The 25461-nt window shown below is 69.4% G+C and carries 24 protein-coding genes; 15 read left to right on the top strand and 9 right to left on the bottom strand.

Annotation, left to right across the window (positions count from 1 at the left end; all coding sequences use genetic code 11):
- The first annotated feature begins 31 nt into the window (after positions 1-31).
- Positions 32-529, top strand: a complete 498-nt coding sequence (locus ACGFWI_RS08145; protein WP_393905081.1) for a potassium channel family protein — start codon at positions 32-34, stop codon at positions 527-529.
- A gap of 88 nt (positions 530-617) precedes the next feature.
- A complete protein-coding gene (locus ACGFWI_RS08140) occupies positions 618-962 on the top strand; it encodes an MmcQ/YjbR family DNA-binding protein (RefSeq protein ID WP_393905080.1) in 345 nt (114 codons plus the stop codon).
- 210 nt (positions 963-1172) lie between these two features.
- Here ACGFWI_RS08140 and ACGFWI_RS08135 read toward each other — a convergent pair whose 3' ends face one another.
- Positions 1173-1325: a hypothetical protein gene (locus ACGFWI_RS08135; RefSeq protein ID WP_393905079.1), complete on the bottom strand. Its 153-nt coding sequence runs from the start codon at positions 1323-1325 to the stop codon at positions 1173-1175.
- A 503-nt stretch (positions 1326-1828) separates the two neighbouring features.
- On the opposite strand from ACGFWI_RS08135, the gene ACGFWI_RS08130 reads away from it, so the two are divergent.
- From ACGFWI_RS08130 to ACGFWI_RS08105, 6 genes are all read left to right on the top strand, one after another.
- Positions 1829-2275: a hypothetical protein gene (locus tag ACGFWI_RS08130; protein ID WP_393905240.1), complete on the top strand. Its 447-nt coding sequence runs from the start codon at positions 1829-1831 to the stop codon at positions 2273-2275.
- A gap of 107 nt (positions 2276-2382) precedes the next feature.
- On the top strand, positions 2383-2778 hold the full coding sequence (locus tag ACGFWI_RS08125) for a nitroreductase/quinone reductase family protein (protein ID WP_393905078.1): 396 nt from the start codon (positions 2383-2385) through the stop codon (positions 2776-2778).
- A gap of 88 nt (positions 2779-2866) precedes the next feature.
- Positions 2867-5680 carry a LuxR C-terminal-related transcriptional regulator gene (locus ACGFWI_RS08120; protein WP_393905077.1) on the top strand — a complete coding sequence of 938 codons (2814 nt, stop codon included), beginning with the start codon at positions 2867-2869 and terminating at the stop codon, positions 5678-5680.
- Between the two features lie 541 nt (positions 5681-6221).
- Entirely contained in the window at positions 6222-6797 is a 576-nt protein-coding gene (locus ACGFWI_RS08115) for a dioxygenase (protein WP_393905076.1), read from the top strand.
- 68 nt (positions 6798-6865) lie between these two features.
- A complete protein-coding gene (locus tag ACGFWI_RS08110; protein WP_393905075.1) occupies positions 6866-8047 on the top strand; it encodes a hypothetical protein in 1182 nt (393 codons plus the stop codon).
- Between the two features lie 95 nt (positions 8048-8142).
- Positions 8143-8838: a hypothetical protein gene (locus ACGFWI_RS08105; protein ID WP_393905074.1), complete on the top strand. Its 696-nt coding sequence runs from the start codon at positions 8143-8145 to the stop codon at positions 8836-8838.
- Between the two features lie 61 nt (positions 8839-8899).
- Here the strand turns inward: ACGFWI_RS08105 and hemC are convergent, their stop codons facing one another.
- The gene (gene hemC, locus ACGFWI_RS08100; protein WP_393905073.1) at positions 8900-9835 is read right to left on the bottom strand and encodes a hydroxymethylbilane synthase; all 936 of its coding nucleotides are present in this window, start codon (positions 9833-9835) and stop codon (positions 8900-8902) included.
- Between the two features lie 89 nt (positions 9836-9924).
- On the opposite strand from hemC, the gene ACGFWI_RS08095 reads away from it, so the two are divergent.
- On the top strand, positions 9925-10581 hold the full coding sequence (locus tag ACGFWI_RS08095; RefSeq protein ID WP_393905072.1) for a maleylpyruvate isomerase N-terminal domain-containing protein: 657 nt from the start codon (positions 9925-9927) through the stop codon (positions 10579-10581).
- 91 nt (positions 10582-10672) lie between these two features.
- Here ACGFWI_RS08095 and proP read toward each other — a convergent pair whose 3' ends face one another.
- The 4 genes from proP to ACGFWI_RS08075 form a co-directional block, all read right to left on the bottom strand.
- A complete protein-coding gene (proP, locus tag ACGFWI_RS08090; RefSeq protein ID WP_393905071.1) occupies positions 10673-12184 on the bottom strand; it encodes a glycine betaine/L-proline transporter ProP in 1512 nt (503 codons plus the stop codon).
- Between the two features lie 1258 nt (positions 12185-13442).
- Complete coding sequence (locus ACGFWI_RS08085) at positions 13443-14141, bottom strand: class F sortase (protein WP_393905070.1); 699 nt, start codon at positions 14139-14141, stop codon at positions 13443-13445.
- Positions 14142-14269: 128 nt separating this feature from the next.
- A complete protein-coding gene (locus ACGFWI_RS08080; protein ID WP_393905069.1) occupies positions 14270-15094 on the bottom strand; it encodes a hypothetical protein in 825 nt (274 codons plus the stop codon).
- A gap of 936 nt (positions 15095-16030) precedes the next feature.
- Positions 16031-16759 (bottom strand): Mut7-C RNAse domain-containing protein, encoded by a 729-nt coding sequence (locus ACGFWI_RS08075; protein ID WP_393905068.1) that lies wholly within the window; start codon positions 16757-16759, stop codon positions 16031-16033.
- A 472-nt stretch (positions 16760-17231) separates the two neighbouring features.
- Here ACGFWI_RS08075 and ACGFWI_RS08070 point away from each other — a divergent pair, with 472 nt between their 5' ends.
- Both ACGFWI_RS08070 and ACGFWI_RS08065 read left to right on the top strand, forming a co-directional pair.
- Positions 17232-18521 (top strand): ATP-binding protein, encoded by a 1290-nt coding sequence (locus ACGFWI_RS08070; RefSeq protein WP_393905067.1) that lies wholly within the window; start codon positions 17232-17234, stop codon positions 18519-18521.
- 77 nt (positions 18522-18598) lie between these two features.
- Positions 18599-18841 carry a hypothetical protein gene (locus ACGFWI_RS08065; protein WP_393905066.1) on the top strand — a complete coding sequence of 81 codons (243 nt, stop codon included), beginning with the start codon at positions 18599-18601 and terminating at the stop codon, positions 18839-18841.
- A 19-nt stretch (positions 18842-18860) separates the two neighbouring features.
- Here the strand turns inward: ACGFWI_RS08065 and ACGFWI_RS08060 are convergent, their stop codons facing one another.
- A complete protein-coding gene (locus tag ACGFWI_RS08060; protein ID WP_393905065.1) occupies positions 18861-19622 on the bottom strand; it encodes a chitinase in 762 nt (253 codons plus the stop codon).
- Between the two features lie 502 nt (positions 19623-20124).
- Here ACGFWI_RS08060 and ACGFWI_RS08055 point away from each other — a divergent pair.
- Complete coding sequence (locus ACGFWI_RS08055) at positions 20125-20823, top strand: aspartate/glutamate racemase family protein (protein ID WP_393905064.1); 699 nt, start codon at positions 20125-20127, stop codon at positions 20821-20823.
- A 45-nt stretch (positions 20824-20868) separates the two neighbouring features.
- On the opposite strand, the gene ACGFWI_RS08050 is transcribed toward ACGFWI_RS08055, so the two are convergent.
- Complete coding sequence (locus ACGFWI_RS08050; protein ID WP_393905063.1) at positions 20869-21534, bottom strand: GNAT family N-acetyltransferase; 666 nt, start codon at positions 21532-21534, stop codon at positions 20869-20871.
- Between the two features lie 448 nt (positions 21535-21982).
- On the opposite strand from ACGFWI_RS08050, the gene ACGFWI_RS08045 reads away from it, so the two are divergent.
- Positions 21983-22264, top strand: coding sequence for a hypothetical protein (locus tag ACGFWI_RS08045; protein ID WP_393905062.1), 282 nt, complete (start codon positions 21983-21985; stop codon positions 22262-22264).
- A gap of 318 nt (positions 22265-22582) precedes the next feature.
- Here ACGFWI_RS08045 and ACGFWI_RS08040 read toward each other — a convergent pair whose 3' ends face one another.
- Complete coding sequence (locus tag ACGFWI_RS08040) at positions 22583-22813, bottom strand: DUF6296 family protein (RefSeq protein ID WP_393905061.1); 231 nt, start codon at positions 22811-22813, stop codon at positions 22583-22585.
- Between the two features lie 600 nt (positions 22814-23413).
- Here ACGFWI_RS08040 and ACGFWI_RS08035 point away from each other — a divergent pair.
- The gene (locus tag ACGFWI_RS08035) at positions 23414-23794 is read left to right on the top strand and encodes a VOC family protein (protein WP_393905060.1); all 381 of its coding nucleotides are present in this window, start codon (positions 23414-23416) and stop codon (positions 23792-23794) included.
- An 803-nt stretch (positions 23795-24597) separates the two neighbouring features.
- Entirely contained in the window at positions 24598-25350 is a 753-nt protein-coding gene (locus ACGFWI_RS08030; RefSeq protein ID WP_393905059.1) for a hypothetical protein, read from the top strand.
- The last annotated feature ends 111 nt before the right edge of the window (positions 25351-25461 follow it).

Raw genomic sequence — 25461 nt, 5'->3', positions numbered from 1 at the left:
CCAGCAGGCCCGCAGTGGAAGGTGACGCCCGTTGGTGCCGTCGTTTCTCTCGTCCGTACTGAATCGCCTCTTCGGCAATGAAGCGTGGCGCCGGCTTCATGCACAAGCGGCGCTCTGGGTCACCCTGGTCATGACCGCGGTACTTCTCGGAGGTGCCGCTCTTGTCGTGGTCGCCGAATCCGGTGCGCCCCGCGCCAATATCACGTCTTATCCGAGGGCATTGTGGTGGTCAATCGAAACAGCGACCACAGTGGGATACGGGGATTTCTATCCGGTCACGCTGTGGGGCCGCATCATTGCTTCCTTCTTGATGCTCAGCGCCATTACGGCGTTCGGGGTCATCACGGCCGCCCTGGCCACCTGGTTCGTCGGCCGCGCTGAGCAGGACATGGTCCGCGTGGGCAAGGCGGTGGGGAACCATGCACGCGAGGATGCGGAGGCGCTTCGTTCGGAGCTGCACACGCTGCACGCGCGGTTCGACCACGTCGAGAATCTGATCCGGGACAAAGGTTCACACTCCCCCTCCTGACCGAGGAACGTTGTGGTCCTTGACCGAGGAGCCTTGTGGTCCCTGACGGGGGTACGTGGCGTTCCGTGCCCCAGGTAGGTTGGTGGCCGTGATCGATTCCGCTGATGTCCGCCGTATCGCCCTTTCCCTGCCCGAGACGGTGGAGAAGGAAGCCTGGGACATGCCCACATTCCGGGTCGCCGGAAAGATGTTCATCACGATCCCCGACGATGAGACATCGTTCGCCGTGCGCTGCCCGATGCATGAGCGGCAAGAGTTGATTGCCGCGGAACCGGCGAAGTTCTGGGTGCCGCCGCACGAGGCCGGCTCCGCCTGGGTGCGGGTGCGGCTGGCCGAGCTGGAGGATCTGGACGAGCTACAGGACATCCTCGTGGACTCCTGGAAGCAAGCAGCTCCGGCGCGGCTCGTGGATGCTTTTCCCCGGACGGACTGAGTCCGCACATCCTGCGCGACGCCACTCCCCCGACGGAATCACCCACCACGTCCCGCCGAGGGACGCCGAGCCAGACGGAACAGCTCGGAGTCCTCAGGGGTGCAACGCATTTCCACATCCCGACGGGCTACCGCCAAGCCATCGCCGCAGGGCTCTGATGACGGCTGCACGGCTCGGACAGCGAGGGCTGCCGGCGCAAGGCCGCAGAAATCAATGTCGGCGTCGCAGATCGCTCCAGTCCAGCGCTTGGGTGGCCGTCTGCTGGGAACGCTCGGCGGCCTCGCGGGCTTCGGCGAGGATGTCGCCGTGTTCCTCGACGAGCTCTTCGTAGATGGGGGTAGGGCTGGAGGTGGAGGTAGTCATGTCGGCGTCCCGTTCCCTTGTGATCCTGTGACTGCGGCTTGGTGCGTTCTCGCCGCCCCGGGAAGTAGGGAGCACCACAGTTTGCAAACTCGGTGCACAAAGGGAGGTTGTCCCCACTCGTCCACCGCTCCCCCGCGCGGGCGCTGGACATCGTGTCATGAGCGCGGCGGGCGCGCAAAGATCATCCCAGGGGCCGAGACCGTTGACGGGGCAACGTCCGGTGGAACCCGAGACCGTTGACGCGGGAACGTCCGGTGGAACCCGAGACCGTTCACGGGGGAACGTCCGGTTCGCGCTCCCGGCCGGCTCCGCTCCGGCCGCAGCAGGCGTCTCCCGTTCCCGAGCTGGTCCCGCCCCGCGCGATCCGTCCAACGCTGGGCCGCGGACCGATGAGCGATGACCGATGAGCGATGACCGACCGGCAGGACCTCCAGCCCCTGAGCCGGGTCCCGAATGTGCGAAGAAGCGTGAGGTGCCGGAGCCTCCTCGACGAAGATGGGTCCATGCCGCACACCGTGAGAGTCATCGGGGACCAGAAGAACATCACGCTGTACGTAAGGTTTCAGGGGGCCAGGCGTAATCCGAGAGGTCATTTCCCCGGCATCTTCGGCCTCGCCAACGGCCTTGCCCGGCAGGGCAAGTTGAGCGACGAGCAGTACCGCTTCTGGCGCGCCGGCAACGACTGGTACGACGCCACGTACACCAACCCCTCGCACATCGACCCCACTGTCTACGATCGCGAACTCAACCCGGGGGCCGCGGCGTGGTTCAAGGCTCACGCGGTGCATCTCATCGACCGGGTGGACGGCTACTTGGAGCTGCTGGCCGCGCATGACGTGGCCTGCGAGCGGATCGAGTCCACAAATCCGGGAAAGATTATTTATGAGGATGACGAGCAGGTCGTTGTCGTGCCGTGGGAGAAGGAGAGCCCGGGGGCAGCGAGGCCGTGATCCGGGGACAATGGTGACATCGTGACGAGTCATGCCGCGGCGCATCCGCGCACTCTGACGGCCTGACCATCGCCGAGGAATTCCAGCAATGAACGGATGGGCCACGGATGTCGCGCTATCGCGAGATGAAATTTCGGACTGTGACGTCGTTCCAGAGGCGGATCGGCAACCCGATCCTCGCTCGGCTGCCGCACCAGACCCTCCTGGAGACGACCGGACGAAAGTCCGGATTGCCCCGTCGGACACCGATCGGCGGTCGCCGCGTCGGGAATGAATTCTGGTTCGTTTCCGAGTACGGCGACAAGTCACAGTACGTACGGAACATCCAGGCGCATTCCCGGGTCCGGGTCCGGGTCAAGGGACGGTGGCATGTCGGCACCGCTCATCCGGTCCCACAGGACGACGCTCGGGCGCGGCTCAAGGCCTTGCCGCGGTTCAACAGCGCTGCGGTCCGGGCGCTCGGGACCAATCTGCTGACGTTCCGGGTCGATCTCCTCGACTGAGGCGCCTGGGCGACGGAAGTGTGGCCGCCTGCCGGTGCGGGGCGGCCACCACGTGCAACGCTGGTGCGAAGGACGCCTGTTGTGCAGGATGCCTGGTGTGGCGAAGTCGTGGGGATGTGAAGCATGTGGTGCGCCGCTCCCGACGCCCTCACGGGCTGCAAGCGGCGGCACGGCTCGGGGCGGCCGGCCCGCGCGGTACTGCTCCAGTGCCTGTCGGCAACGCGCGTTCCGGGAGCGCGCGGAGCGTCGCGTCCCGCCTCGAACGGAGCTGACGGGGCGCGGACTGCCGCCCGCGCTCGACGCGTTCGTGGGTCGTGAGCGGGAGCTGTCGCGATTACGTGCGCTGCTGAGTTCCTCGCGCCTGCTGACGCTGACGGGCCCGGGAGGGGTGGGCAAGACACGTCTGGCACTGGAGCTGGCGGGCAGCGTACGGGGCGCACACGCGGGCCGTGCCCACTGGGCCGCACTCGACTCGCTGCAGGACAGCGAGCTGCTGCCGCAGGCTCTTGCCACCACCCTCGGGGTGCGCGAGCGCGGCGGCCGGGCAGGCGTCGAGGCGCTGGTGCATGCGCTGGGCACTCGCACAATGCTCGTCGTGCTGGATAACTGCGAGCATCTGGCGGACGCCTGCGCGCAGCTGGCCGCCACGCTGCTCGCCCGTTGCCCCCGCCTGCGGATTCTCGCCACCAGCCGGGAGCCGCTGCGCGTCCCCGGCGAGGTCGTCTTCCGTGTCGGCGAACTGTCGCTGTCGCCAGCAGGCGAGGACCACGACACCGCTGAGCTGCTGCAGTCGGAGGCAGCCAGGCTGTTCCTGGAGCGCGCCCGGAGAAGCGACGCGGCGTTCGGGCTCGGGCCCGACGAGGCCCGTACGGTGGCCGAGATCTGCCGACGGCTGGACGGGCTGCCGCTGGCCATCGAACTGGCGGCGGGCAGGGCGGGCTCACTCTCCCTGCCGGGCATTCTGCACGGCCTGGACGATCAGCTGTCGCTGCTGACCGATGGCAGTCGGACCGGGCCGGGCCGGCATCGCGAGTTGGGGGCCGCGATCGACTGGAGTCATCGCTTGCTGGATCCGTTGGAGAGAGTGGTCTTCCGGCGGCTGTCGGTCCTCGGGGGCGGCTTCGACGCCCAGGGAGCCGCCGCGGTCTGCGCCGACGGAGCGGAAAACCGGGACGGAGACGAGGGCAACAACGAGCACGGGGGCGACGGCGGAGGCGAGGACAGAGACCGGCACGGAGAGGAGGACGGAGACCGGGAACGCGGCAGCGGACGGGACGAATACGGATACGTCCGCGAGGCGAGTGGCGCCGGCCACAGGGGCGAAGTCCACCGCAAGGACGACGTCCACCGCAAGGACGAAGTCCACCGCAGGGACGGCATCGACCATAGGGACGGCATCGCTCCCCGGGACGGCGTCCACCACACGGAAAGCCCCGGTCACCGAGCCGCCCCGCACCGCACCGTGCGCCCGGAGCAGGTCTTGCGCGTGGTCTGCGCGCTGGAGGCCAAATCTCTGGTCGTGAGGGTACGGGGGGATGAGCCGCGGGGCCCGGCGAGGTTCCGGCAGCTGAGCGCGATCCGGGCCTACGGGATGGCGCGGCTCGCGGAAGCCGGGGAGCTGAATGACACATGGGACCGGGCGCTGGACTGGCTGGCCGGGCAGGCCGCGGGAGCCGTCGCACCGGGGACATTCCCCGACACCACCGAGGGGCCCCTCGCCCAGGAGCAGGAGAACCTCGCGGCAGCCGTCGCCTACTCCGCCTCCCGTTCCGACCGTCGGCACGCCCCGCTCGCCGTTGCTCTGGCCCGGTTGCAGTACCACCAGGAGCAGTTGACGGCCGCGCGCACGCTGTTGTCGGGGGTGTGGGAGCAGATGCAGGACCGCGAAGACCGCGGCGCGGCATTGGCACTGGCCGCGCGGTCGGCCTGTCTGCAGGACGACCATGCCGCGGCCCTCGCCTTCGCTCAAGAAGCCGTCGCCGTCGGGCGCAGGGGACGGGATCCCGCCAGGCTGGCCAATGCCTTGGACGCACTGGCGGCCGCTCGGCTGTGCCGGGGTGAGTTCTCCGAGGCCGTCGCTGTTTTCGCCGAGTGCCTCGACGTGGTCCATACGCTCGGCCGCCCACTGGACCTCGCGCTCTGCCGGCACCATCTGGCCTGGGCGCTGCTCCAAACGGGCGGGGTCGCACGGGCCGAGCAGCTGATGCAGGAGTGCCTGCCCGAGTTGGAGGCGAGTGCGCCGCCAAGCCAGTTGACGGCCGCTCTGCACACCGCAGGGGCGATCCGGCTGGCGCAGGGCGATGTGGATGCCGCCGAGCGGAGGTTCGCCGAAGTACTGCTCAAGACGCCGCCCGGCGAGAGCTTCCATGCGCTCTACCCGCTGGAGGGGCTGGCCATCGTGGCGGCGGAGCGGGGGGACCTGGAGCGGTCGTTACGGCTGTACGCGGCCGCCGCCGCGATACGGCGGCGGATCGACACGGAGCCGGAAGCGCACTGGTGGGGGCAGGTGGAGGCGGCCGTGGCACGGGTCAAGGAGCGGGTCCACCCCTCCGGGGTCAGCGCGGCGATGGCGGCCGGTCGCCGACTGCGCGGAACGCGGTTGGTCGCGTATGCACTGCGCGGTACGCAGATCCGTTCCGTAGGACGCGACAGTGATCACGAAGGGCACCCCGGCCGGGTCGGCGTGGCCGGGCAGCCCCTGCTGACCGGGCGCGAGTCGACGGTCGCCGAGCTGGTCGCCGAGGGCATGACCAACCAGCAGATCGCCTCACATCTCGGCCTCTCCAAGAGCACCGTGGCCAGCCATCTGGACCGGGTCCGGGACAAGTTGGGGGTCAGGTCCCGTACGCAGATCGCCGTCCGGGTCGCGGGACGGACACCGGACGCCGAGTCCGGCCCCTGAGCGGACCGGAAGCCGGCGACGGCTGTTCGCCCGGCGCCGGTCGTTTCGTCACGCGCACAACTCGTAGGTCATCCGACCGATGCGGGGGCCGATACGGCATCGGAGGCTGAGCGGGAGAGCGCACCCGACGGGCCGATCACCCCACGGCCGTCCCAAGCCGTCCCACCGGATGGCCGTCACACGGACGATCGTCACAGGAACAGCGAACGATCGTCATCAGCAGGGCCGTCACAAGGACACCACCAAGGACACCCACCTTCAGCCGTTCGTCACGTCACCAGCGCTGACCCCGGCCGTCCATACCGGCCTGCCCTCGTCGGGTGCCCCGTCAACGAGTTCCTTCCGGCAAGGAGATGCGATGCGGTACGCCGACGATATGAGCCCGGGGTCTGACACCGGCCCGCGGCCCCCGGCACGGGCAGGCGGCGAACAGGGAAGTTCGAGGAGGTCCTTCATCAGGTCCACTTCCGCGGGCGTGACCACCGTGGCCCTCGGGGCGAGCCTGGCTGCCTCGGCCGGCTCTGCGGCCGAGGCTTCGGAGGTGAGCCGGCCAACAGCGGCACGCCGCGGGGCACGCCCGCTCGCCGTCACCCCCGCCTGCTCGGGCCAGGAGACTCCGGACTCCATCGAGGGCCCGTTGTTCAAGCCCAACTCCCCCGCACGGGGCGATCTGATCACCCCGGCCACCCGCGGGGTACGGCTCGACCTCAGCGGAGTCGTGTACGACACCAGCTGCAAGCCGCTGCCCGAAACACTCATCGAGTTCTGGCAGTGCGATCAGAACGGCGACTACGACACCTCGGGGTTCTCGCTCCGCGGGCACCAGTACACGGACAGCAGGGGCGCCTACCTGCTCCGGACGATCATCCCCCGTGACTACTGGGGCCGTTGGGGCCAACGCGCGCCGCACATCCACACCCAGGTGCAGGCGTCCGGCGGCCCCGTGCTCGTCACCCAGCTGTACTTCCCCGACGACACGCAGGCGTACGGCCGGGACTTCGCCGCCCTCAACGCCGCCGACCGGCTGTTCAACCGCGCCTGCGCCATCGGGCTCACCGGCCCGAAGGACGGCAGCTACACCGGCACATTCGACTTCGTGATCACCACCAAGGTCTAGCGAGCAGGCGGGCGCCCATCAACCGCCCCCGTGCGCTGACCTGATCCCCACCAGACAAGGAAATGCCTATGCCATCGACTAACTCCCTGCCCAGGCGGCGTCCCGGCCGGATACCGCTGCTGCTGGCATCGCTTGCCGGCACCGTGGTCACCGGGGCACTGGTCCTGACCGGCATCAACGGTGGACCGGCCGCATCCGCAGCAGCCACCGTTCCCACCTCGTCCGACACCGCTCCCGCCTCCTCGGCATCCCGCGCGGACGGGTGGCAGGCAACACAGGTGCCCGTGAAGAAGGGCGATCTCACCGCGATAGCCGCTCTGAGTGACAAGCAGGCCTGGGCAGTGGGCTATCGGCTGAAGAGTGCCACCGCTCTCGAGGCCGTCGCACTGCGCTGGGACGGGACGTCCTGGACCCAGGAGTCCACACTGCCGGAGAACAGCTTTCCGCAGGCCCTCGCCGTCCGCTCGGCCACCGATATCTGGGCGGTGGGCAGCGCTTCCGTGCACTGGGACGGCTCCAAATGGACCACACACCAGCTGGCCCGCGATCCGGGCGGCCATGTCGTCCCCGACGCCGTGACGACGACGTCCGACGGCAAGGCCTGGACGGTGGGCCGGGCGATGAGCCGTTCGATCAAGGACGGAGTCCCGGCCATCCAGTCGTGGGACGGCACGAGCTGGCAACGGCAGACCCTGCCCGATGTGGGCACGGGCGAACTCAGCAGCGTAACGGCCGTCGCTCCGGACGATATCTGGGCGGCCGGTGCCGCGTATGCCGCCGACGCCACGTCACCGCAGACGGCGCTGCTGCTGCATTGGGACGGCACCAGCTGGAAGCGGGTCACCGTGCCGGGCCCTCAGAAGTCCCACAACTGGCTCGGCGGAGTCACCGCGTTCGCCTCCGACGACATCTGGGCGGTGGGCGGCAGCACGTCCGGTAGCGCGGATCGTCCCCTCGCGGTGCACTGGAACGGCACCGCCTGGACAGCGGCAAAAACGCCGGACGTGGCGGACGGCCGGCTGCGTGCCGTCGGCAAGGCGGCGAACGGCGATCTGTGGGCCGTCGGCGGTAAGGGCCCCGCGACCGTGGCCCTGCGGTGGAACGGGAAGACGAACCAGTGGGACACGGCTTCCACTCCGGGCATCGTCGTACGGAGCTTCACCACGGTGCCCAAGAGCGCCGACCTCTGGGCCGCCGGCATCTCCGAACAAGGAGACCTCGTACCGGCAATCACCCGCCTGAAGGGCTGAGCCGACGGCCGTCGTTGGGGTGGACAGAGCATGCCCGTCCACCCCAACGGTGGTCCCCTCCGACCCCAACACAGCCACGCGGCATGATGACCGCCATGATGGAGATACCCGGGTACGCATGCGGACCGCTCACACCCGAGCCGGAACTGCTCAAGCCAGCCCTCTTCTGGCCCGGCCACCTGTACTCCATCGCTCAGCGCGAGGAGACGGAAGAGCTGCTCTTCGGCGCCGACCACGACGCGGCCGAGGAGTTCCACCGGCAGTTGACGGAACGAGTGAACTGGCCCGTCTTCACGATCCCGCTGGGCGCGGAGCACCGTCTCCACGTCGTCTATCGCACCGACAACGACGACCCCGGTGTCGACTACCTCCTGCACCACCCGGCCTGGGAACGTGCCCTGCTTCTCGCGCGGGACGACGGGCATTTCATGGGACCGGCCATGTCCTGGTCCGAGCTGATCAGCGCTGCCGACAACGGCCTGGCCGGGGGCAGCACCACCGACCCACACGCCCGCCTCCTGCTTCTGCTGCCCGCCATGGGAGACGACGAGCTCCCGGATAGCGCGATGCCACGCCTGGCAGCCGCACTCGATGCCCGCACCTCCGCCGAGGCGCCTCACGACCTTGCGGCTGCGCTCGTCGAAGATCAAGGCCCGACCGGCCCCACTTCCTGGACCACCCACAACGGAGTTCTCGCCAACGACGGCACGCACTCCTACCGAAATCCGGCCAGTACCTTCGCCTTCACCACAGAGGACCAAGCCCGCGTATCAGCAGCATTCGCCCGCTGAAGGCCCCCCAACCGGTCTCCCACCTCGGTCAGAGCTCGCCGGCCCAGGTGGGACACGGACCTCAGTGCGCGATCCCGTCGATCAGCTCGCGGGCGCCCTGACGCAGCAGGGCGACGGCCACGGACGTGCCGAGCGTCTCCGGGGTGAGCGGGCCGGCCCATTCGTGCGCGTTGAGAACCGTCTTGCCGTCCGGGGTGAACACACAGGCCCGCAGCGACAGTTCACCGCGGCCGTCGGTCTTGGCGTAACCGGCGATGGGGCTGTTGCAGTGGCCCTGCAGCACGTGCAGCAGCATGCGTTCGGCGGTGGTCTCCTGGAAGGTCCGGGGATGGCCGAGACCGCTGACGGCGTCGATGGTGTCGGTGTCGCCCTCGCGGCACTGGAGCGCCAGCACGCCCGCGCCGATGGGCGGGCACATCTCGTCCACCGACAGGATCTGGGTGATCACGTCCGTACGGCCGATGCGTTCGAGACCGGAGACGGCCAGCAGCAGTGCATCCGCCTCACCGGCCGCGAGCTTCTCCATGCGGCGGTTGGCGTTGCCGCGCATCGGCACACACTGCAGGTGCGGATGGGAAGCGGCGAGCTGCGCGATCCGGCGGACCGAGGAGGTACCGATCCGGGTGCCGTCGGGCAGTTCGTCGAGAGTGAGCCCGTCGGGGTGGATCAGCGCGTCCCGGACGTCATCGCGTTCGAGGAACGCGGCAAAGGTGGTGCCGGCCGGCAGCGGGCGGTCGCCCGGGATGTCCTTGACGCAGTGCACCGCGAGGTCCGCCTCACCGGCCAGGAGGGCGGCGTCGACCTCCTTGGTGAACGCTCCCTTCCCCTCGACCTGGGAGAGGGCGCCCATCCAGCGGTCGCCGGTCGTCTTGACCGGGATGACCTCGGTGGCGATGCCGGGGTGGAGGGCGCCGAGTTCGGCGCGGACGCGCTCCACCTGGGCCAGGGCCATCGGCGAGTCGCGGGAGACGATACGGATCAGTTCAGGCGCGGACATGCGCCTACGATAGACCGTCAGATCCGTAGCACGACCACCAGCGGGCCCGGTCGGCCCGCACTCCCCCGCGCTCGCGGTACGGTCCCCGTATGTCCCGATCAACCGAAGTCGCACTCCAGCCGGCCGCCGTCGCCGCGGACGATCTTGACCGCGCCGTACAGCTCGCGGTGGCCGTATTGCGCGAGGCGCCGCCGGCGGCGTGGGACCGCAAGGCAGGCTCGCTGGAGTGGGACTGCTGGGAGACCGTCGAGCACCTCAGCGACGATCTCTTCGCCTACGCCGCCCAACTGGGCCCCCGGAGGCCGCCGTTGGAGGGCAATGTGCCCTTTGTGTGGGAGAGCCGGCGGCCCGGCGGCCCCGCGAACGCCGTGCATGCCGACCGTGCGGCGGGCCCTGCGGGGCTGCTGCAGGTGCTGGAGGCGAGCGGCGCTCTGCTGGTGGCCATGGCGCGGACGACGCCGCCGAAGGTGCGTGCCCACCACGTGTTCGGGGTGTCGGACCCCGAGGGCTTCGCCGCCATGGGCACCGTGGAGACCCTCGTGCACGCCTACGACCTGGCGGAGGGGCTCCAGCTCTCCTGGAACCCGCCCGCCGACGTGTGCGCACGGGTGCTCGCCCGGCTGTTTCCGGACGCCCCGGAGGCCGCCGATCCCTGGCACACGCTGCTGTGGGCCACCGGACGCGCCGAACTACCGGGGCACCCTCGCCGCACCAGCTGGCGCTGGTACGGCAGAGTTCAGGGATAGCTCCCGGGCGTTGGACCGGTCCGGGTGGTTGCGCCGGCCGGGTGAGCGACGGGCACCGTCACGCCACTGAGCCTCCTGCCCGTCGTCACGCTCAATGCCGCGCCCATGGGTGCCGCAACCGGAGCCAGAGGTCCCTGGCCCGCCGCCCCGCTTCGGTGCGGCTCTTGGCCACCAGCTCCTGAGCCTGCTCCTCGCTCTCCACCATCGGGCCGGAGCCACGCAGCGGCTTTCCGGCCGTTTCGTGGAGGAAGAAGGTGGCGATGAGCCCGATGACGCCGGCGACCATGAGGTAGTAGGCGGGGATCATGTCGTTGCCGGTCGCCTGCACCAGCGCGGAGGCGATGAGCGGGGTGGTGCCGCCGAAGAGCGAGACCGAGATGTTGAAGGCGATCGACAGCGCGCCGTAGCGCAGCCGGGTCGGGAACAGTGCGGGCAGGGTCGAGGCGGACGTACCCGCGAAGCACACCAGCAGGAGCCCCAGGATCAGGCACCCGAAGGCCGGCAGCAGGATGCCGCCGGCGCGGATGAGAAGCATCGCGGGGACGGCGAGGACGATCATGGCGGCGCTGCCCGCCATGAAGACGGGCCGGCGGCCCCATCGGTCGGAGGTACGGCCCACGGTGGTGATGGTGAGCACCACAACGATCATGGTGCCGAGGATGAGCAGCTGGGCGGTGGTGGCGTCCTGACCGAGCGTCTCGGCCATGAACGTCGGCAGGTACGAGGTCACCATGTAGTTGGTGACGTTGTAGAGCAGCACCAGGCCCATACAGATCAGCACGGCCTCCCAGTGCTGGGTGAAGATCTCCTTCAGCCGCCCCTTACCGGACTGGCGGGCCTCCTCCACCGGGTCCTCGCCGCCCGCCGCGACGGCCTCCTCCGCATCGTGATGTGCCTGTTCGGCCTCACGCTGGAAGGCCGGGGTCTCCTCCAGCCTCAGCCGCATGTACAGGCCGATGAGCCCCAGCGGTCCGGCGACGAGGAACGGCAGCCGCCAGCCCCAGTCCACCAAGCCGTCCGCACCGAGCACCGCCGTGAGGAGGGTCACCAGTCCGGAGCCGAGCGCATATCCGACGAAGGTGCCGAAGTCGAGCCAGCTGCCGAGGAATCCGCGGCGGGTGTCCGGTGCGTATTCGGCAATGTAGGTGGTGGCTCCCGCATATTCCCCGCCGGTGGAGAACCCCTGAACCAGACGGCAGATCAGCAACAGAACGGGCGCCGCGAAGCCGATGGTGTTGTAGGTGGGCAGAAATCCGACGGCGAAGGTGCTGATCGCCATCATGATCATGGTGGCGGCGAGCACGCGTTTACGGCCGATACGGTCGCCGAGCGGGCCGAATACCAAGCCGCCGAGCGGCCGGACGAGAAATGCCGCAGCGAATGTGGCGAAGGTCGACACCACCTGGGCCCCGGGGGAACTCGACGGGAAGAAGACCTTGCCCAAGGTGCCGGCCAGATAGGCGTAGACCCCGAAGTCGAACCACTCCATGGTGTTGCCGAGGGCCGCTGCCGACACCGCCTGGCGTACGGCGGGTCTGTCGGTGATCGTCACATCCTCGGCGCTCAGCGGCTGTTTGCGGCGGCGCAGCAGAATGCGGAGCATGCGGTCGGTGGCGGGAGTGCCTCCGCGGGCCGGCTTCCGGCCCCTGCGCGGGTGCGACGGTCCTTGGCGTCCAGCGCTCATTTCTTCCCGTCAACAGGGCGGCATCGGGTGCCTCATGAATACACTCGGGAACATCATGGGCGCGCCCATGGTTTCTTCGACGGTTCATTATTTCCCCGGGCATTCCGTATCGGGAGAAAGCCACGGCACCGCGTGTCGCACGACGGCCTGACAGGCTGTCGGCTTAAGGGGCCGGGGCGGATTTCCGGAAGCCGAGGGTGGGTGAAATCTCACCGCCGTTCCATGGGCCGTCGGACATCTGACGGGCAGTACGACGAGGGCCTTGGTCCCCGGGCGGGCCTCGGTGCCAGGCGGCCTCGGTGCCGGGCGGCCTCGGTACCGGGCGGGCCTCGGTGCCAGGCGGCCTCGGTGCCAGGCGGCCTCGGTACCGGACGGCCTCGGTACCGGACGGGCATCGATGTCAGGCGGCCTCGCCACCGGGTGAGCATCGGCGCCGGGCGGCGTCGGTCTCCGGCGGGCCACGGTCCCGGGCAGCCTCCGTGCCGGCCTCGCAGGCGGTCCCGGCCCCGGGCAGCCCGGCGAGGCCGATGTGGTGCGCACGGCGGCCCGATTGCCGCGGAGGCCGTCCCCCGGCCCCGCGGCCGGGCCCGGCGGCGCCGACGCGCCGCCGCAGTCCTCTTGCCCGATGCCACCCACCCCACAGCCGTCAGCTGTCCCCTTCCCGTTCTCCGCCGGGGTGGCAGAGCGCGTGATCTGGTAAGGCCATGGAGGGCCATGGGTGCTGGACCGCGACCGGCAAGGCGAACCGGAAAAGTTGCGCGACGGGGTCGTTACCCCGTTCACGGAAGACGGACAGTTCCCATGTGTCGAGCTGCCCGGCCGCCTCTGGATGCGGCGCGCCCCCGCGAGGCCGGCTCGCCCCGACCATGTGACCCAACCGACGGGTGTACCTCAGCACCGAGCACGGCCCCGTCCCGGCCGCTGCCTCGTATGCGACGAGCCGCCTGACCGGACCTCACCAGCCCGCGATCGGCCCGGCCCACCCCGTCGACCCGCGCAACGCCCGCCCATGCCCCGCGCGCGAGCGGCTCGCCCCTCCCCCTTCTGCTGCCACTCCCACCCCGGCCCCGGCCATGACAAAGCCCAGGCCGACGAGGGGGTCGGCCTGGGCTTGTCCTGGCGTGTCTGTGTTTGCCTCGGGGATAGAGGGAGAGCCCCTCGGGCGTGTCGGAAAGGCTCAGACGTGTCGGTACGAGGCGAGGTGGGCGAACACCACGATGTTGTCGACGTAGTCCTTGACCTTCCTGTCGTAAGCACCACCGCAGGTGATCACGCGGAGCTGCGCGGTGGGAGCATCGGCGTAGACCTGGTCGCTGGGGAACTTCGCCTTGCTGTAGGTCTCGATGGAGTCGACCTTGAAGCTCGCGACCATGCCGTCCTCACGGGTGATGTTGATCAGGGCACCGGGCTTGAGCGCTTCAAGTTGCAGGAACACCGCCGGTCCGGTCTTGGTGTCCACATGACCGGCGATGATCGCCGAGCCGCGCTCGCCCGGCGTCGCACCGTCCTTGTACCAGCCGACGAGGTTCTTGTCCCCCGCGGGCGGCGCGTCGAGCTGCCCGGTCGGGCCGATGGTCAGCGGGGTGAAGGGCGCGTCCACGGCGATCGTCGGGATCGACACGCGCTTCGGAGCGGAACGGGGCAGGGCCAGATCAGGAACTGCCGCGGCGGCGGAGGGCCGCGGTGTGGCGGAGGAAGCCACGGTGTGGTGGGACGGCGGCTTGGGGTCCGCCGAGGTGTCCACCGAGTTGTAGACGAGGAGGGAGCCCAGCAGGAACGCTCCCGCAGACCACAGCAGACCGCGGCCGACGGGGCGGGACGCGGGGGTGGTCCGGGACGGGTTCGAATTCGGCTGGGGCGACTGCTGGGCGGTCATTGAGGGTGCCTTTCATGAACCGGGGGACGACGAGGCGTGAGGGGCAGCGGTGATGCAATCGCCGCGGCCACCGTCCACGAGGAACGGTGGCCGCGACAGCGCAGCGGCCCCCGTGTGGGGCAGCCGGGTCAGGCCGCCGCAGCGCCCGAGGTGTTGCGACGACGCAGCATGTACGCACCAGCACCGAGACCACCGAGCATCAGCACGGAGCCGGCGGCCAGACCGCTGCCGGTCGCCATGCCGCCACCACCGGTGTGGATGCCACCGTGAGGCTTGCGGTCGCCGCGGCCGTAGTCGCCGTAGCCACCCTTGTCGTGGTCACCGTCGCCGTAGCCACCCCGGCCGTGGTCGCGGTCACGGTCGCCGTACCCGCCGCGGCCGTGGTCGCGGTCGCCGCCGCCGTGGTCACGGTCGCCGCGGCCGTGTTCGCGGTCGCCACGCCCGTGCTTGTCGTGGTCGTCGCCGTAGCCGCTGCCCTGGTCCCAGTCACCGATCACGGTCTTGGCCATGGCGCCGCCGCCGGTGTGCACACCGCCGCTCGGCATCCGGTCGTCGCGGCAGTGGGCGCCGCCGTGGTCACCGCCGTGGTCACGGTCGCCGTAGCCACCGCGGCCGTGGTCACCTCCGTTGTCACGTCCGTTGCCGCGACCGTTGTCATGTCCGTTGTCACGTCCGCTGTCACGTCCGCTGTCACGTCCGTTGCCGCGACCGTTGTCACGTCCGTTGTCACGGCCGTGGTCACGGTCGCCGTAGCCGCCGCGGCCGTGGTCGCGGCAGTTGTCGTTGCCCCGACCGTGGTCGCGGTCGCCGTTCCTGTCGTGGTCGTTGTTGGTGGCGGAAGAAGCGCTGTCCGAGGCAATGTCCGCCGTGATCATGGCGTTCGCAGCGGGAGCGGAGATTGCAAGCACCGCCGTAATGGCGGCTGAGGCGAACAGGGTGCGAGCAGTGCGCATGGGGACAAGTTCCTTTCGACGCGACTGCGAAGGCTGACTCTTTGCCGGCTCATCGGATCGCAGTGGCGACGTGATCACCGTCAGCCTGATTGCGACCTCGCACCACCGGAGAACGTCGCATTCGAGGGACGCCATGGGCTCTTCGGGTGGCCGGAGGCGGCGGATTCACCCGTTGGATGGCGCGCGTCGTCGGCGTGTCGCGCAACGAGTGGGCTAGAGGCACTTCGGCGCCCCTCCACGGCACCGCAATTCAGCCCTGAACGAGCCCGCCGAGCGGGATTCTCCGCGACACGCCGAAGGCCCCGATGGCTGTGCTGACCGCGGTGACGGCGACTGCGGCGAACGGTGACTGCGACAACTGCGACGACACGAGGGCGTTCGGCGATGGGTTGCGTGGGTGAACTCAACGCGGTCGATACGGACGTGGCCGACGAGCCCGTGTGCCTGCGGTCGCAGCCCTGGCGGGATGCGGTCACTCCGTACTACGCGAAGAGCAGGCAAGGGACGAACTCCCCGACAGGGAAGGTTCGTTCCGCGGCCCGCCGCGCAGCGGAACCCGATGCGGAAACCGTGGTCCACTATGGCGGCACCAGTGAGACGGACCGGTAGCGGTCCGGTAGCCCATGGTCCGGAACGCCTCGGCTCGCCCGGTCCCGATCTTCAAACTCCGAAATGCCCTGCCGTCAGAGCCAGTTGAGGCACAGTCCGCAACCGATCCGCACGAACTTCGCCGTGCGTCCGGTGCCGTGATCACCCGGCAATTAATGGACACGCACGTGGACCGTCCTCCACGGGCGCTCCGCGGGTCGTCACGGGTGCGCCACAGGAGCCCCAAGGCCGCCCTCACCCGAACTGAGGAATTCGTACGGCCGACGGGTGGAGCCGGCAGGCGGTCTCACGTCCCCATGAAATATCGAGTGTCGGTCCGCCCTCACCTCAGGTCGTGCTGTCCCGGAGCGCCTTTTCGACGATTGCCTCCAGCCGTGCGTGGTGTGCCCCTCGCCAGTAGACGCGCCCGCAGGCAGTGCACTGCGCGAAGACGTCATACGTACGTTGAGTGCCGTGTTCAAGCTGCTCCCGGACCGAGTTCTTGTCCGCGTCCGCCAGCCGTCCGTTGCAGGCGGTGCAGCGCGTCCACGGGGCGAGTGTGGGGGCGAAGCGGCCCAGTACGTCCCGGAGTTGGTCGTCGGGCCGGTCGCTGTAGACGAATGCGCCCGCCCAGATCTCCCGGCGTCGCAGCAGTCCCCGGTCCCGGGAGAGCAGCACCCGTCGCTCCTTCGCCGAGAGCGCGGCCAGCGCCGCGTCACCGGGGTCCTCGTTCGTGTACGCCGCGTCGACGCCGAGCAGCCGCAACCTGCGGGCCAGGGTGCCGAGGTGCACATCCAGCAGGAACCTCAGGGGCGCGCCGGCGATCCGCTGCGGGCGCTCGACGGCCTGTACCTCGATGTTCTCGCCCGCCCCAGGGACATGGGAGACGGCAACCTCGACGCCGTCCACGACGAGTCGCCCCACCTCCGTGAGCGGGACACCGAGCGACTCGACGACATGGCCGAGCGTCGATGACCCGTCGGTCACCACAGACGCAGGGGTGGTCGTGGTGTGCTCCGAGGCGACGAATAGGTGCAGCTCAGCGGCGAAGCTGACATGGATCTCAGGTCCGTTCACGCCGGACAGCATGCCATCGGCCGGGCCTGGCCAGCCAGCCGATTCCTGCCGGTCAGAGGGGGGACCCCTGCCTCGGGTGCACCGCGCTCCCCTCCCCGTATCGCGCTCGAATCCGGATGACCGCCAGCGACTCGCTTGGCCGGGCATCACCCACACCGACGTCAGGATGCGACCGATGCAGACGCGGTAGAGCCAATGCACCGCCGACCCACCCCCGCATCGTCGAGCCGCGCACCGTGGGGCTGCCCGCCCACCGCACCTCGTCGAGCTCCCGCGCGTCTCGTGGAGCTGCCGGCCGAGCGGTCCGGGTGAACGCGACCGGGCTTCGACCGTGGCCGCGGCGGATCTGGCTACATACGGACCGTAGCGATCCACGCCCCGGATTGTTCACGATGGAGCGGGACCCGCTCCGCCGCCGCCCCTAGCCTCACTGCCACCACATCACCAACATCACCAATGAGGGGCGGTACCGGTGAACTGGCTCATCCACGACTACCGCGAGAACGATCTCGCCGAAGTGGTCCACCTGATCGACTCCACGGCCGAGCTCGGGCAGGAGTCCGTCTTCTCGCTCGCCGAGTGCATCAGTGCGCTGACCTCTCGGCAGCCCGCCGTGGTGGCCGTCCACCAGGGTGCGCCCATCGGCACGGCGCTCGCGTGTGTGGCGGGTGAGCGGGGCTGGGTGATGCGGATCGCGATCTCGTCGGCCTGGCGTGGCCGGGGGCTGGCGAGTGCGCTGCTGGTGGAGCTGGAGCGGCGGCTGATCGCGGCCCGGGTGAGCCGTATCGCCTATGTGCTCCCCGAAGAGGATCTGCTCGGGGAGGGACTGCTCAACGCGGGCTATACGCGGCAGCCCGCCGTCGCCTACTTCGAGAAGGTCGAGCCGCACCACGGGCCCGCGGCCAGCCTCCTGGAAGACCTCGGCGGACGGTTCCTGCCCACCGACCTGTGGGCCAAGGTGGCCGGCATGGAAGCGGAGAAGGACCTCATCGAGCGGCGTGTCGTGCTGCCGCTGGCGGAGCCGGAGCGAGCCGCCCGGCACGGCGTCCGGCCACCGCGGGCGATCGCGCTGTTCGGTCCGCCGGGAACCGGGAAGACCACCTTCGCCCGGGGTATCGCCGCCAGACTCGGCTGGCCGTTCGTCGAGCTGCTTCCGTCCCGTCTGGCCGACGAGGGCAATCTGGCGGCGGCCCTGCGCAGCGCATTCGCCCGGATCGCGGAACTGGAACGGGTCCTCGTCTTCATCGACGAGGTCGAGGAGATTGCGCCGGTCCGCGGCGAGCCCGCGCAGCCGGGCGGGCTGCACGGTGTGACCAATGAGCTGCTCAAGCTCATACCGGGTTTCCGGGAGCGGGACGAACGGCTGCTGGTGTGCGCGACCAACTCCGTCCGCTCGCTCGACCCGGCGTTTCTGCGCCCCGGTCGGTTCGACTACCTGATCCCGATCGGTACGCCGGACACGGCGGCCCGGTCGGCGATCTGGTCCCGGTACACGGACGGCAGGGCCGAGGTGGATGTCGCGGCGCTGGTGGCGGCCAGCGAGCTGTTCACCCCGGCCGACATCGAGCACACCGCCCGGGTGGCCGCCCAGACGTCTTTCGAGCGGGACCTGGAGGCGATCGGCGTCGGTGCGGGGGCGCACGGTCGGCTCGGGGCGACCACCGAGGACTATCTCGCCGCCATCGCCCAGTGCCGGCCGACCGTCACCCCCGCAATGATCGACGAATTCAGTGCGGACATCACCGCCCACGCTCGCTGCTGACGACCTATGCGCGGCACAACCAGCTCGGGGACGGCGGGCAGCGCCCCGCCCCGACCTGGCCATGGAGCCATGGAGCCATGGACACCGGGCTCGTCGGACTGGTCGGCTCGTCAGGCTCGTCGGACTGGTCGGCTCGTCAGGCTCGTCAGCTCGTCGGGCTCGTCGGGCTCGTCCAGCGCACCGGAATGCTGGACCGGGGAACGGAACACCGTCCGGTGCGCTGGAACGGCCGGCGGCCGGCAAGGCGGCCGCCGCTCACGACCAGCCCCTGTACGTATGCCGACCGTCGGAATGCCGACCACCGATATGTCGACCACTGATTGCCGACCGCACCACTCGTCAGCAGCTCAAGTTGCCGCCAGGCGTGGTCCCCAGGATCTGTACGAAGCTCTGGTAGCTGTTGATCCGGCTCTGTACCTGGCCGGGGTTGCCGCCGTTGCATTCGAGGGAGCCGTTGATGCTGCGGATGGTCTCACCAAACCCGGCGCCGCTGACCATGGCCTGGTGCGGGGTCATGGTGCCCGGCCCGGTCTGCGTGTTCCAGTACCAAAGGGCGGTCTTCCAGGCGACGGCGGCGTCCTGTTCCACCAGATAGGGATTGTGCAGCAGGTCGATGCCGAGCGCATCGCCCGCGGCCTTGTAGTTGAAGTTCCAGCTGAGCTGAATCGGACCACGGCCGTAGTAGGCGGCCTGACCCGCCGGGCACCCGTACGGCTGGCTGGCGTCACAGTAGTGGGGGTAGTTCGCGGTGTTCTGCTCCACCACGTACACGAGGCCACCGGTCTCGTGACTGACGTTCGCGAGGAAGGCCGCGGCCTCCTGGCGCTTCACGGTGTCGCTCCCGGTGTTCGCGAACTCCGGATAAGCGCTGAGGGCCGCGGTCAGGCCACTGTAGGTGTAGAACGAATTCCGGTTCGGGAACATCTGGTTGAACTGCGCCTCGCTGACGACGAACCCCTCCGCCCGGGCATCAGCCCCGGCGGGAGCCGCGGCGCAGTCGGAGCAGCCCACCGTGGCGGCCGCAGGCACCGTCGGCACGACGAGGGCCACGCTCGCGGCTACGGCGGCGGCGCTCAGCAATGCGGCAATACGTGATCTCATTGCGGTGACTCCTTCGCGCGGCCGCACTCCGGGCAGGAGGGGCCACTGCGTGTGGGGGGATGGCCGAGTTGACGAATCGCCTTACGGACTCCGCCAGTTGACGACGTGTGGTCGGAGATGCCGCAACCGTCCTCGCGGTACGGGCGTGGGGACACGGATCATCAAGCGACACGTTCACGGACAAGGACGAGTAGGACGGCAACGCACGGCAGCTTCAACTACAGCTGCAACCAGAACTGCGGCAACGACCGCCAGAGCTGCGGTCTAGACCAACGTCAGGTTATGGGCAGCGCATTGAACATGTCCATACCAATGCATCGATCCCATCGGCGCTCGCCCCGGCCGGCGCCCGCACGGCATCCCCCATGCGGATCAAGCCGTTGTCGGCCTCCACCCGCGAGAGGCTCAGGACGACGGCATAACACCCTCGGCGAGTTGCGGTGAGCAACGGCGCCCGGGTTGAGATGACGTAACAGCCCGCATCCTGTGCAAGGGTGGCCCGATGAAGACCATCGGGTTGCTCGGAGGCATGAGCTGGGAGTCCACGGCGGAGTACTACCGGCTGCTGAATCAGCTGACGCGCGAGCGTCTGGGCGGCCTGCACTCCTCGAAGTGTGTGCTCTACTCCGTGGACTTCGCGGAGATCGAACGGCTGCAGGTTGAAGGTCGCTGGGAGCAGGCCGGCGAGGTGCTCGCCGAGGCCGCCGGAGCACTGGAGTCGGCCGGCGCGGACATGCTGCTGCTCTGCACCAACACCATGCACAAGGTCGCCGACCAAGTGTCCGCTGCCGTCACCGTCCCGCTGCTGCATCTCGCCGACACCACGGCAGACGCCGTACGTACCAGCGGCCTGCACCGCGTCGGATTGCTGGGCACCGCCTTCACCATGGAGCAGGACTTCTACCGCGGCCGACTCGAAAGCCATGGGCTGGATGTGCTCGTCCCGGACGCCGCCGGGAGAAGCACCGTCCATCGCGTGATCTACGAGGAACTGTGCCTCGGCATCGTCCGCGAGGAATCCCGGAAGTCGTTCCAGGCCGTCATCGGTGACCTCGTCGCTGCCGGAGCGGAGGGCATCGTGCTGGGCTGCACCGAGATCGAGCTGCTCATCGAACCGGAGCACAGCCCGGTTCCGCTCTTTCCGACCACCCGGCTGCACGCCGAAGCGGCCGTCACCCGCGCTCTCGCCGACGCCCCGTAACCCGTACGGCCGTGGCGCATCACGGGTGACGGACGTCCGCGAGCCCTACTCGGCGGGCTCGGCGATCAGTGCGGTGGCCACGAAGCGGAAGCCGAGCCGGGCGTAGATCCGCGCGACATCGTCGTCGCCCGCGGACAGGAAGAGGGTCTCGACGCCTCGCGATCGCGCGTCGGACACCAGCGCCGCGGTGACCGCGAGCCCCAGACCACGGCGGCGTGCGGTCGGCAGAGTTCCGACGCCGACGATCTCGCTGACCTTCCCGACCGGCTGGTGCTGACCGGCGCACAGCGCCCTGCCGTCCGCCACCGCGGCGGCGACACACGTCAGACCGGCCCGGATGCGTGCGGCCGAGCGTTCCACCGTGCCGTCTCCGGCACTGCCCCGGACCGCCTCGGCCAGTTCCCGCACCCCAGCCACACCGACACCGGTCCCGGGATCGGCGAAGGCCAGGTGCGGGACGGCCAGTGCGCTGGGCAGCACAGGATCGTCCGGCCCGACGGTCCGCAGCTCCACACCGTCGGCCACCTTGGACACATCGGGGGTCGGGACGTCCCGGCCCAGCACCATCAAGGGATGTGCGCGCACCGAAAGCCCCGCCTGCTCGACCGCGGCCTTCAGCGTGGGCGCAGTCTCGGCCACCCACTCAAAACTCTCCGGAATGCCCAGTTCCCGCTGCCGGGCGCGCACCCGGTTCACCTCGGCAGCACTCACCTCTCCGCGCCACCCCAGGGCCGGGCGGGCATAGAAGGGCCATCCCTCCCCTCCCGGACGAACAACGTCAGCGCCCCGAAGTCCTCGGTCCGGGCACCGGATCGGGGCACGGCATCGTAGTAATGCTCCAGCCGTTCCAGCAGTTCACGACGGTCAGCCAGCTCCAAGGAAGTCACACCGCGCATCCAAGCAGCGGGTCGCGAACCGCTGCCACGCATTTCTCCACCGCACTACGCCACCGCACTACGCCACCGCCCAACGCCCCGCCAGGGAGGGACGTGTTGGACGGAATACTGCTCAACTGCCGACACCGGGCTCGCGAACCAGGTCGTACGTGTGGGAGTCCGACAGCCCGCCGGGTTGAGGGTGATGCGTCCGCCAACTCCCCTATCGTCACGGATTCTTGGGTCGTGCCGAGGTTTGAACTCACGGCAGGTACGCTGACGTGGTGTCGCGTAGCGAGTTAGAACGACTGGCCAGGATCCGGATGCAGGTCACCGGTGAGACGCTCGAACGCGCCATGGCCGTGCTGGGAGGCCAGACGCCTTCCTCCGCATCGCCATCCGAACCCGACGCCGAGCCCGACCCCGCCGAGAACGGTGAGGTCAGCGAGGCCGGCACGGACAGCGAAGGCACTGAGGACCGCCGGAACACCTGGGGCAGCGGGAAGGTGACAATGCCCGACGGCCGACGGACGCCTCAAAAACGAAACCATCTGCGGGGCCTCTGAGCCGCAGCGCGGACCAGTCGATACTCCTGGGGTCAGTGTGCGGATGTGCGGATCAGGCTGACGCGCCTGGCGTGCGCATGCCGATCGGGGGGCGACGCGTCTGGCGTGCGTGTGCCGATCGGGGGGGGCGACGCGCCCCTGTGCGCACGGCATGGGGGGAGCGACGAACACGGCATGCAGCTGACTGCCGAGAGATCTATCGCTCCGAGGTGCGCCACGCGGACTCAGCGCCCGGAAACACACCCAGTGCAAAGTTTCCGCAACACAGCGTGACGGTGAGCGCGCGTTCCCGTCCGCCGGACAGGCTCCTGCGAGACCTCACGGGGTCAGGGGTCGCGCCAGCAGCGGCGTCCGCAGCATCTGATGTCCCCCGCTGGCCTGCATGCGAACTTCACCCCGGTCGCTGATCTCCGCGCGGACGATTCCGGATTCGTCCTCGTAGACCGGATAGCCGCCCGCTCCAGCCCGCTCGGTACGATGGACGATCACCACGTCGTCCTCGACGGCAGGGGCTTGAAATACCAGCTCATAGCATTCCGGATAATCCATCGGGGCCTCCCGACACGATTCGGCAGGTGCTCCAAGCGTCGCTCCCCCACCGCCGCTGCACGGGCGCCGCTGCACCTCGGCCATTCCATCGTCACCCACACCCGCCCGGCGCGCCTGAGGAGGACGCGAAAACGTCCGTTTCCCCGCCGAGGACCGACCAGGGCTGGGATCAAGGTCGCCCCCACCGCGTCGCGCATCACTTAGCTCCGCGTGCCGACCGGATTGGTGGCCCCGCTCCCGTGCGCTGTTCACGGAAGCGGGGCGGGTCCGAGAAGCGCCAGCAGCTCGGATATTTACGAGAGCCACGGTAGGGGGCACCACTGACAACGACGGGTCCGGCGGAACTCGGCGGTGTGCTCGTGGAGCGCCACCTCGACCGAGATCGACCCGAAAACGATGAGGCTGCGCTCGCTTACACATGCGTGACGACGAGGATGCGGCCGTCGGAATCCGGTCGCGACGGCGGCTTCACACCTCACCCGATTGGGGTAACGCTCGTGTGGCCACGGCGCGGACCTCCTCGTCGGCCTGGGCACGCCACGATCAGGGGGCCGAGCCGTATGGTCAGGTGCCGGTGTGTGGATGGGGGCGATGGGAGCAATGGCGATGGGGAAGCCTTGGTTTTCGCTTGCGACGGTGGCGCTGGATTGCCCGGATGCCCATGCGCTTGCGGAGTTCTATCAGCGGCTCCTCGGATGGGAGGTGAAGTCCAGTGAACCGGACTGGGTACTGCTCAGCTGCCCGGACGGAGGTACGGGGCTCTCGTTCCAGTCCGAGCCGGGATATCAAGCCCCCGTGTGGCCGGAACGTCCTGAGGAACAGCAGAAGATGCTGCATCTCGACATTCGGGTCGATGACCTTGCGGAGGCCGAGGCGTATGCCGTCGCGGCGGGTGCGTCACGCCCCGAATTCCAGCCGCAGGACGATGTCCGGGTGCTTCTTGATCCGGCGGGGCACCCGTTCTGCCTCTTCCTCCATTGAAGGCGGAGCTGTGGGTGAGTGGGCTTGTCGGCGATGCCCGCCCGGAGTTGGCGTGCAGGCTTCCTCCGTCACCCCGGGTGATCGCGGAGCGTGTGGGAATGGACACATGCGGACAGTGGGGCCGCGCGGAGGGCCGACTGTCTTTGCTGGTCAAGAAGTTGAGGTGACGTAGGGACATCGGCAGGGGCACCCGCTGCGGGCACGGGGACGCCGCGCGTGGGTCTGCGTTGTCAGTGTCTGCCCCTAGCATGGCTCATATGTCCCCAACTCCTTCTGCCCCTACGGGTGCGCCCGTTCCTGCTTCCGAAGCGAATGAATCGATCCGGCGATTTGTACGCGCCCGTCGCGGAATCGCGTGGTCGGCTCAGGACATGGCGGAGTATGCGGTGCTGCTGGAGATCTGGACGCTTGCGGTGCGCTCGGAGGTCGTCGAGGCGGCGTAGGACCCCACACGGCCAACGCAACGGCCCGCGCACGCCCTTCCCGGCTGCCGGCTGCCGGCTCCTGCCTCCTGCCTCCTGCCTCCTGCCTCCTGCCTCCTGCCTCCTGCCTGGAAAGCGTCTGCGGAAGACCCCGGTCCGAGGGTCAGTTTCCGGTGAACACACGGAAACGGAAGCTGCGTTAGTGGTGCGTTAGTGGATCGGCAACGGCCATGACCAAGCTGGTTATGCACCGCTACCGAAAGCGGTAGCTACGCCATGTCCGAAGCCCGTGGCCGAAACCAACGCGCACGCCCACGCCAACGCAGCAACGGCGCGATTCCGCCGAGACGCTGTGCGGCAGAGTGCACACAAAGGGGATTCATGTCCTGGAACAAGGCCTCCGAGGTCGACGCAGACGCCAACAGCACCGCCGCGTCAGCCACCGCCGACGGCACCGCCTTACGCCGCGGGCGTCGGATCGTCGCCGCTTCACTGGTGGCCGTTGCCGCACTCTCGTTGACCGCCTGCGGCAGCGGCGACGACGACACGAAGGCGAGCACCAAGGTGTCCTCGCGCCCCGATCCTTCGGATCTGTCGGACGAGGCCGCAGCCCTCGGCGACGTAGCGGCCGAACCGGGGTCCAAGGATGAGTCGGCGTCGAGCCGGAAGCCGTCTCAGGCCGGGAAGGGCGGCGGTGACGGCGCCGGGGCGAGTAAGGGCAAGACGGGTCGCGACAGCACGGCGAGCGGCGGCAGCGGAACGGGCGGCACCAACGGCACGAGCGGTGCCGGCGCGGGCTCCGGCTCGGCGGACGACGCCGGCTCGGCGCCCCACGGCAAGGGCGTGAGCGGCACCTGGAACGGCGTCCTGAAGTACCTGGCACCCGGCAAGCTGACCGTGGCCCCGGCCTCCGGACCCGAGCAGGCGTTCTTCGTCGGCTCACAGACCAAGGCCCTGGGAGCCGCCGCGATGTGCACGTCGAACGGCAATGTCACCATGGACGACAGCGGTTACGGCACCTCCCCGTGCACCGCAGCACAGCTGGAGAAGGCCGCCAAGATGAACTCCCTCGACGTCCGGGTCACCGTCGAGGACGGCGTCGCGACGAAGATCGCCGAGCACTACCACCCCTGAGTGTCGACGGTACGGCCTGGAGAGGGCGGCGGGGGGGGGCGGGGCGGGGGGGGGGGTGGAGGCCGCGGGGGGGGGGGGGGGGCGCGGAGACGCCGGCCGGCGCCCCCCCCG

The sequence above is a fragment of the Streptomyces sp. NPDC048434 genome (assembly GCF_043200375.1).
Taxonomy (GTDB): Bacteria; Actinomycetota; Actinomycetes; order Streptomycetales; family Streptomycetaceae; genus Streptomyces.
The sequence above is the reverse complement of the archived record's forward strand: the minus strand, read 5'-3'. Positions and strand labels throughout refer to the sequence as shown.

Excerpts from the sequence above, each read along its gene's own strand:
- ACGFWI_RS08060 (WP_393905065.1), bottom strand. The coding sequence starts at position 19,622 with ATGAGATCACGTATTGCCGCATTGCTGAGCGCCGCCGCCGTAGCCGCG.
- ACGFWI_RS08065 (WP_393905066.1), top strand. The coding sequence starts at position 18,599 with ATGGACACCGGGCTCGTCGGACTGGTCGGCTCGTCAGGCTCGTCGGAC.
- ACGFWI_RS08105 (WP_393905074.1), top strand. The coding sequence starts at position 8,143 with ATGATGGAGATACCCGGGTACGCATGCGGACCGCTCACACCCGAGCCG.
- ACGFWI_RS08120 (WP_393905077.1), top strand. The coding sequence starts at position 2,867 with ATGCCTGGTGTGGCGAAGTCGTGGGGATGTGAAGCATGTGGTGCGCCG.
- ACGFWI_RS08125 (WP_393905078.1), top strand. The coding sequence starts at position 2,383 with ATGTCGCGCTATCGCGAGATGAAATTTCGGACTGTGACGTCGTTCCAG.
- ACGFWI_RS08095 (WP_393905072.1), top strand. The coding sequence starts at position 9,925 with ATGTCCCGATCAACCGAAGTCGCACTCCAGCCGGCCGCCGTCGCCGCG.
- ACGFWI_RS08040 (WP_393905061.1), bottom strand. The coding sequence starts at position 22,813 with ATGGATTATCCGGAATGCTATGAGCTGGTATTTCAAGCCCCTGCCGTC.
- proP (WP_393905071.1), bottom strand. The coding sequence starts at position 12,184 with ATGCTCCGCATTCTGCTGCGCCGCCGCAAACAGCCGCTGAGCGCCGAG.
- ACGFWI_RS08035 (WP_393905060.1), top strand. The coding sequence starts at position 23,414 with ATGGCGATGGGGAAGCCTTGGTTTTCGCTTGCGACGGTGGCGCTGGAT.
- ACGFWI_RS08130 (WP_393905240.1), top strand. The coding sequence starts at position 1,829 with ATGCCGCACACCGTGAGAGTCATCGGGGACCAGAAGAACATCACGCTG.
- hemC (WP_393905073.1), bottom strand. The coding sequence starts at position 9,835 with ATGTCCGCGCCTGAACTGATCCGTATCGTCTCCCGCGACTCGCCGATG.
- ACGFWI_RS08085 (WP_393905070.1), bottom strand. The coding sequence starts at position 14,141 with ATGACCGCCCAGCAGTCGCCCCAGCCGAATTCGAACCCGTCCCGGACC.
- ACGFWI_RS08080 (WP_393905069.1), bottom strand. The coding sequence starts at position 15,094 with ATGCGCACTGCTCGCACCCTGTTCGCCTCAGCCGCCATTACGGCGGTG.
- ACGFWI_RS08055 (WP_393905064.1), top strand. The coding sequence starts at position 20,125 with ATGAAGACCATCGGGTTGCTCGGAGGCATGAGCTGGGAGTCCACGGCG.
- ACGFWI_RS08110 (WP_393905075.1), top strand. The coding sequence starts at position 6,866 with ATGCCATCGACTAACTCCCTGCCCAGGCGGCGTCCCGGCCGGATACCG.
- ACGFWI_RS08030 (WP_393905059.1), top strand. The coding sequence starts at position 24,598 with ATGTCCTGGAACAAGGCCTCCGAGGTCGACGCAGACGCCAACAGCACC.
- ACGFWI_RS08135 (WP_393905079.1), bottom strand. The coding sequence starts at position 1,325 with ATGACTACCTCCACCTCCAGCCCTACCCCCATCTACGAAGAGCTCGTC.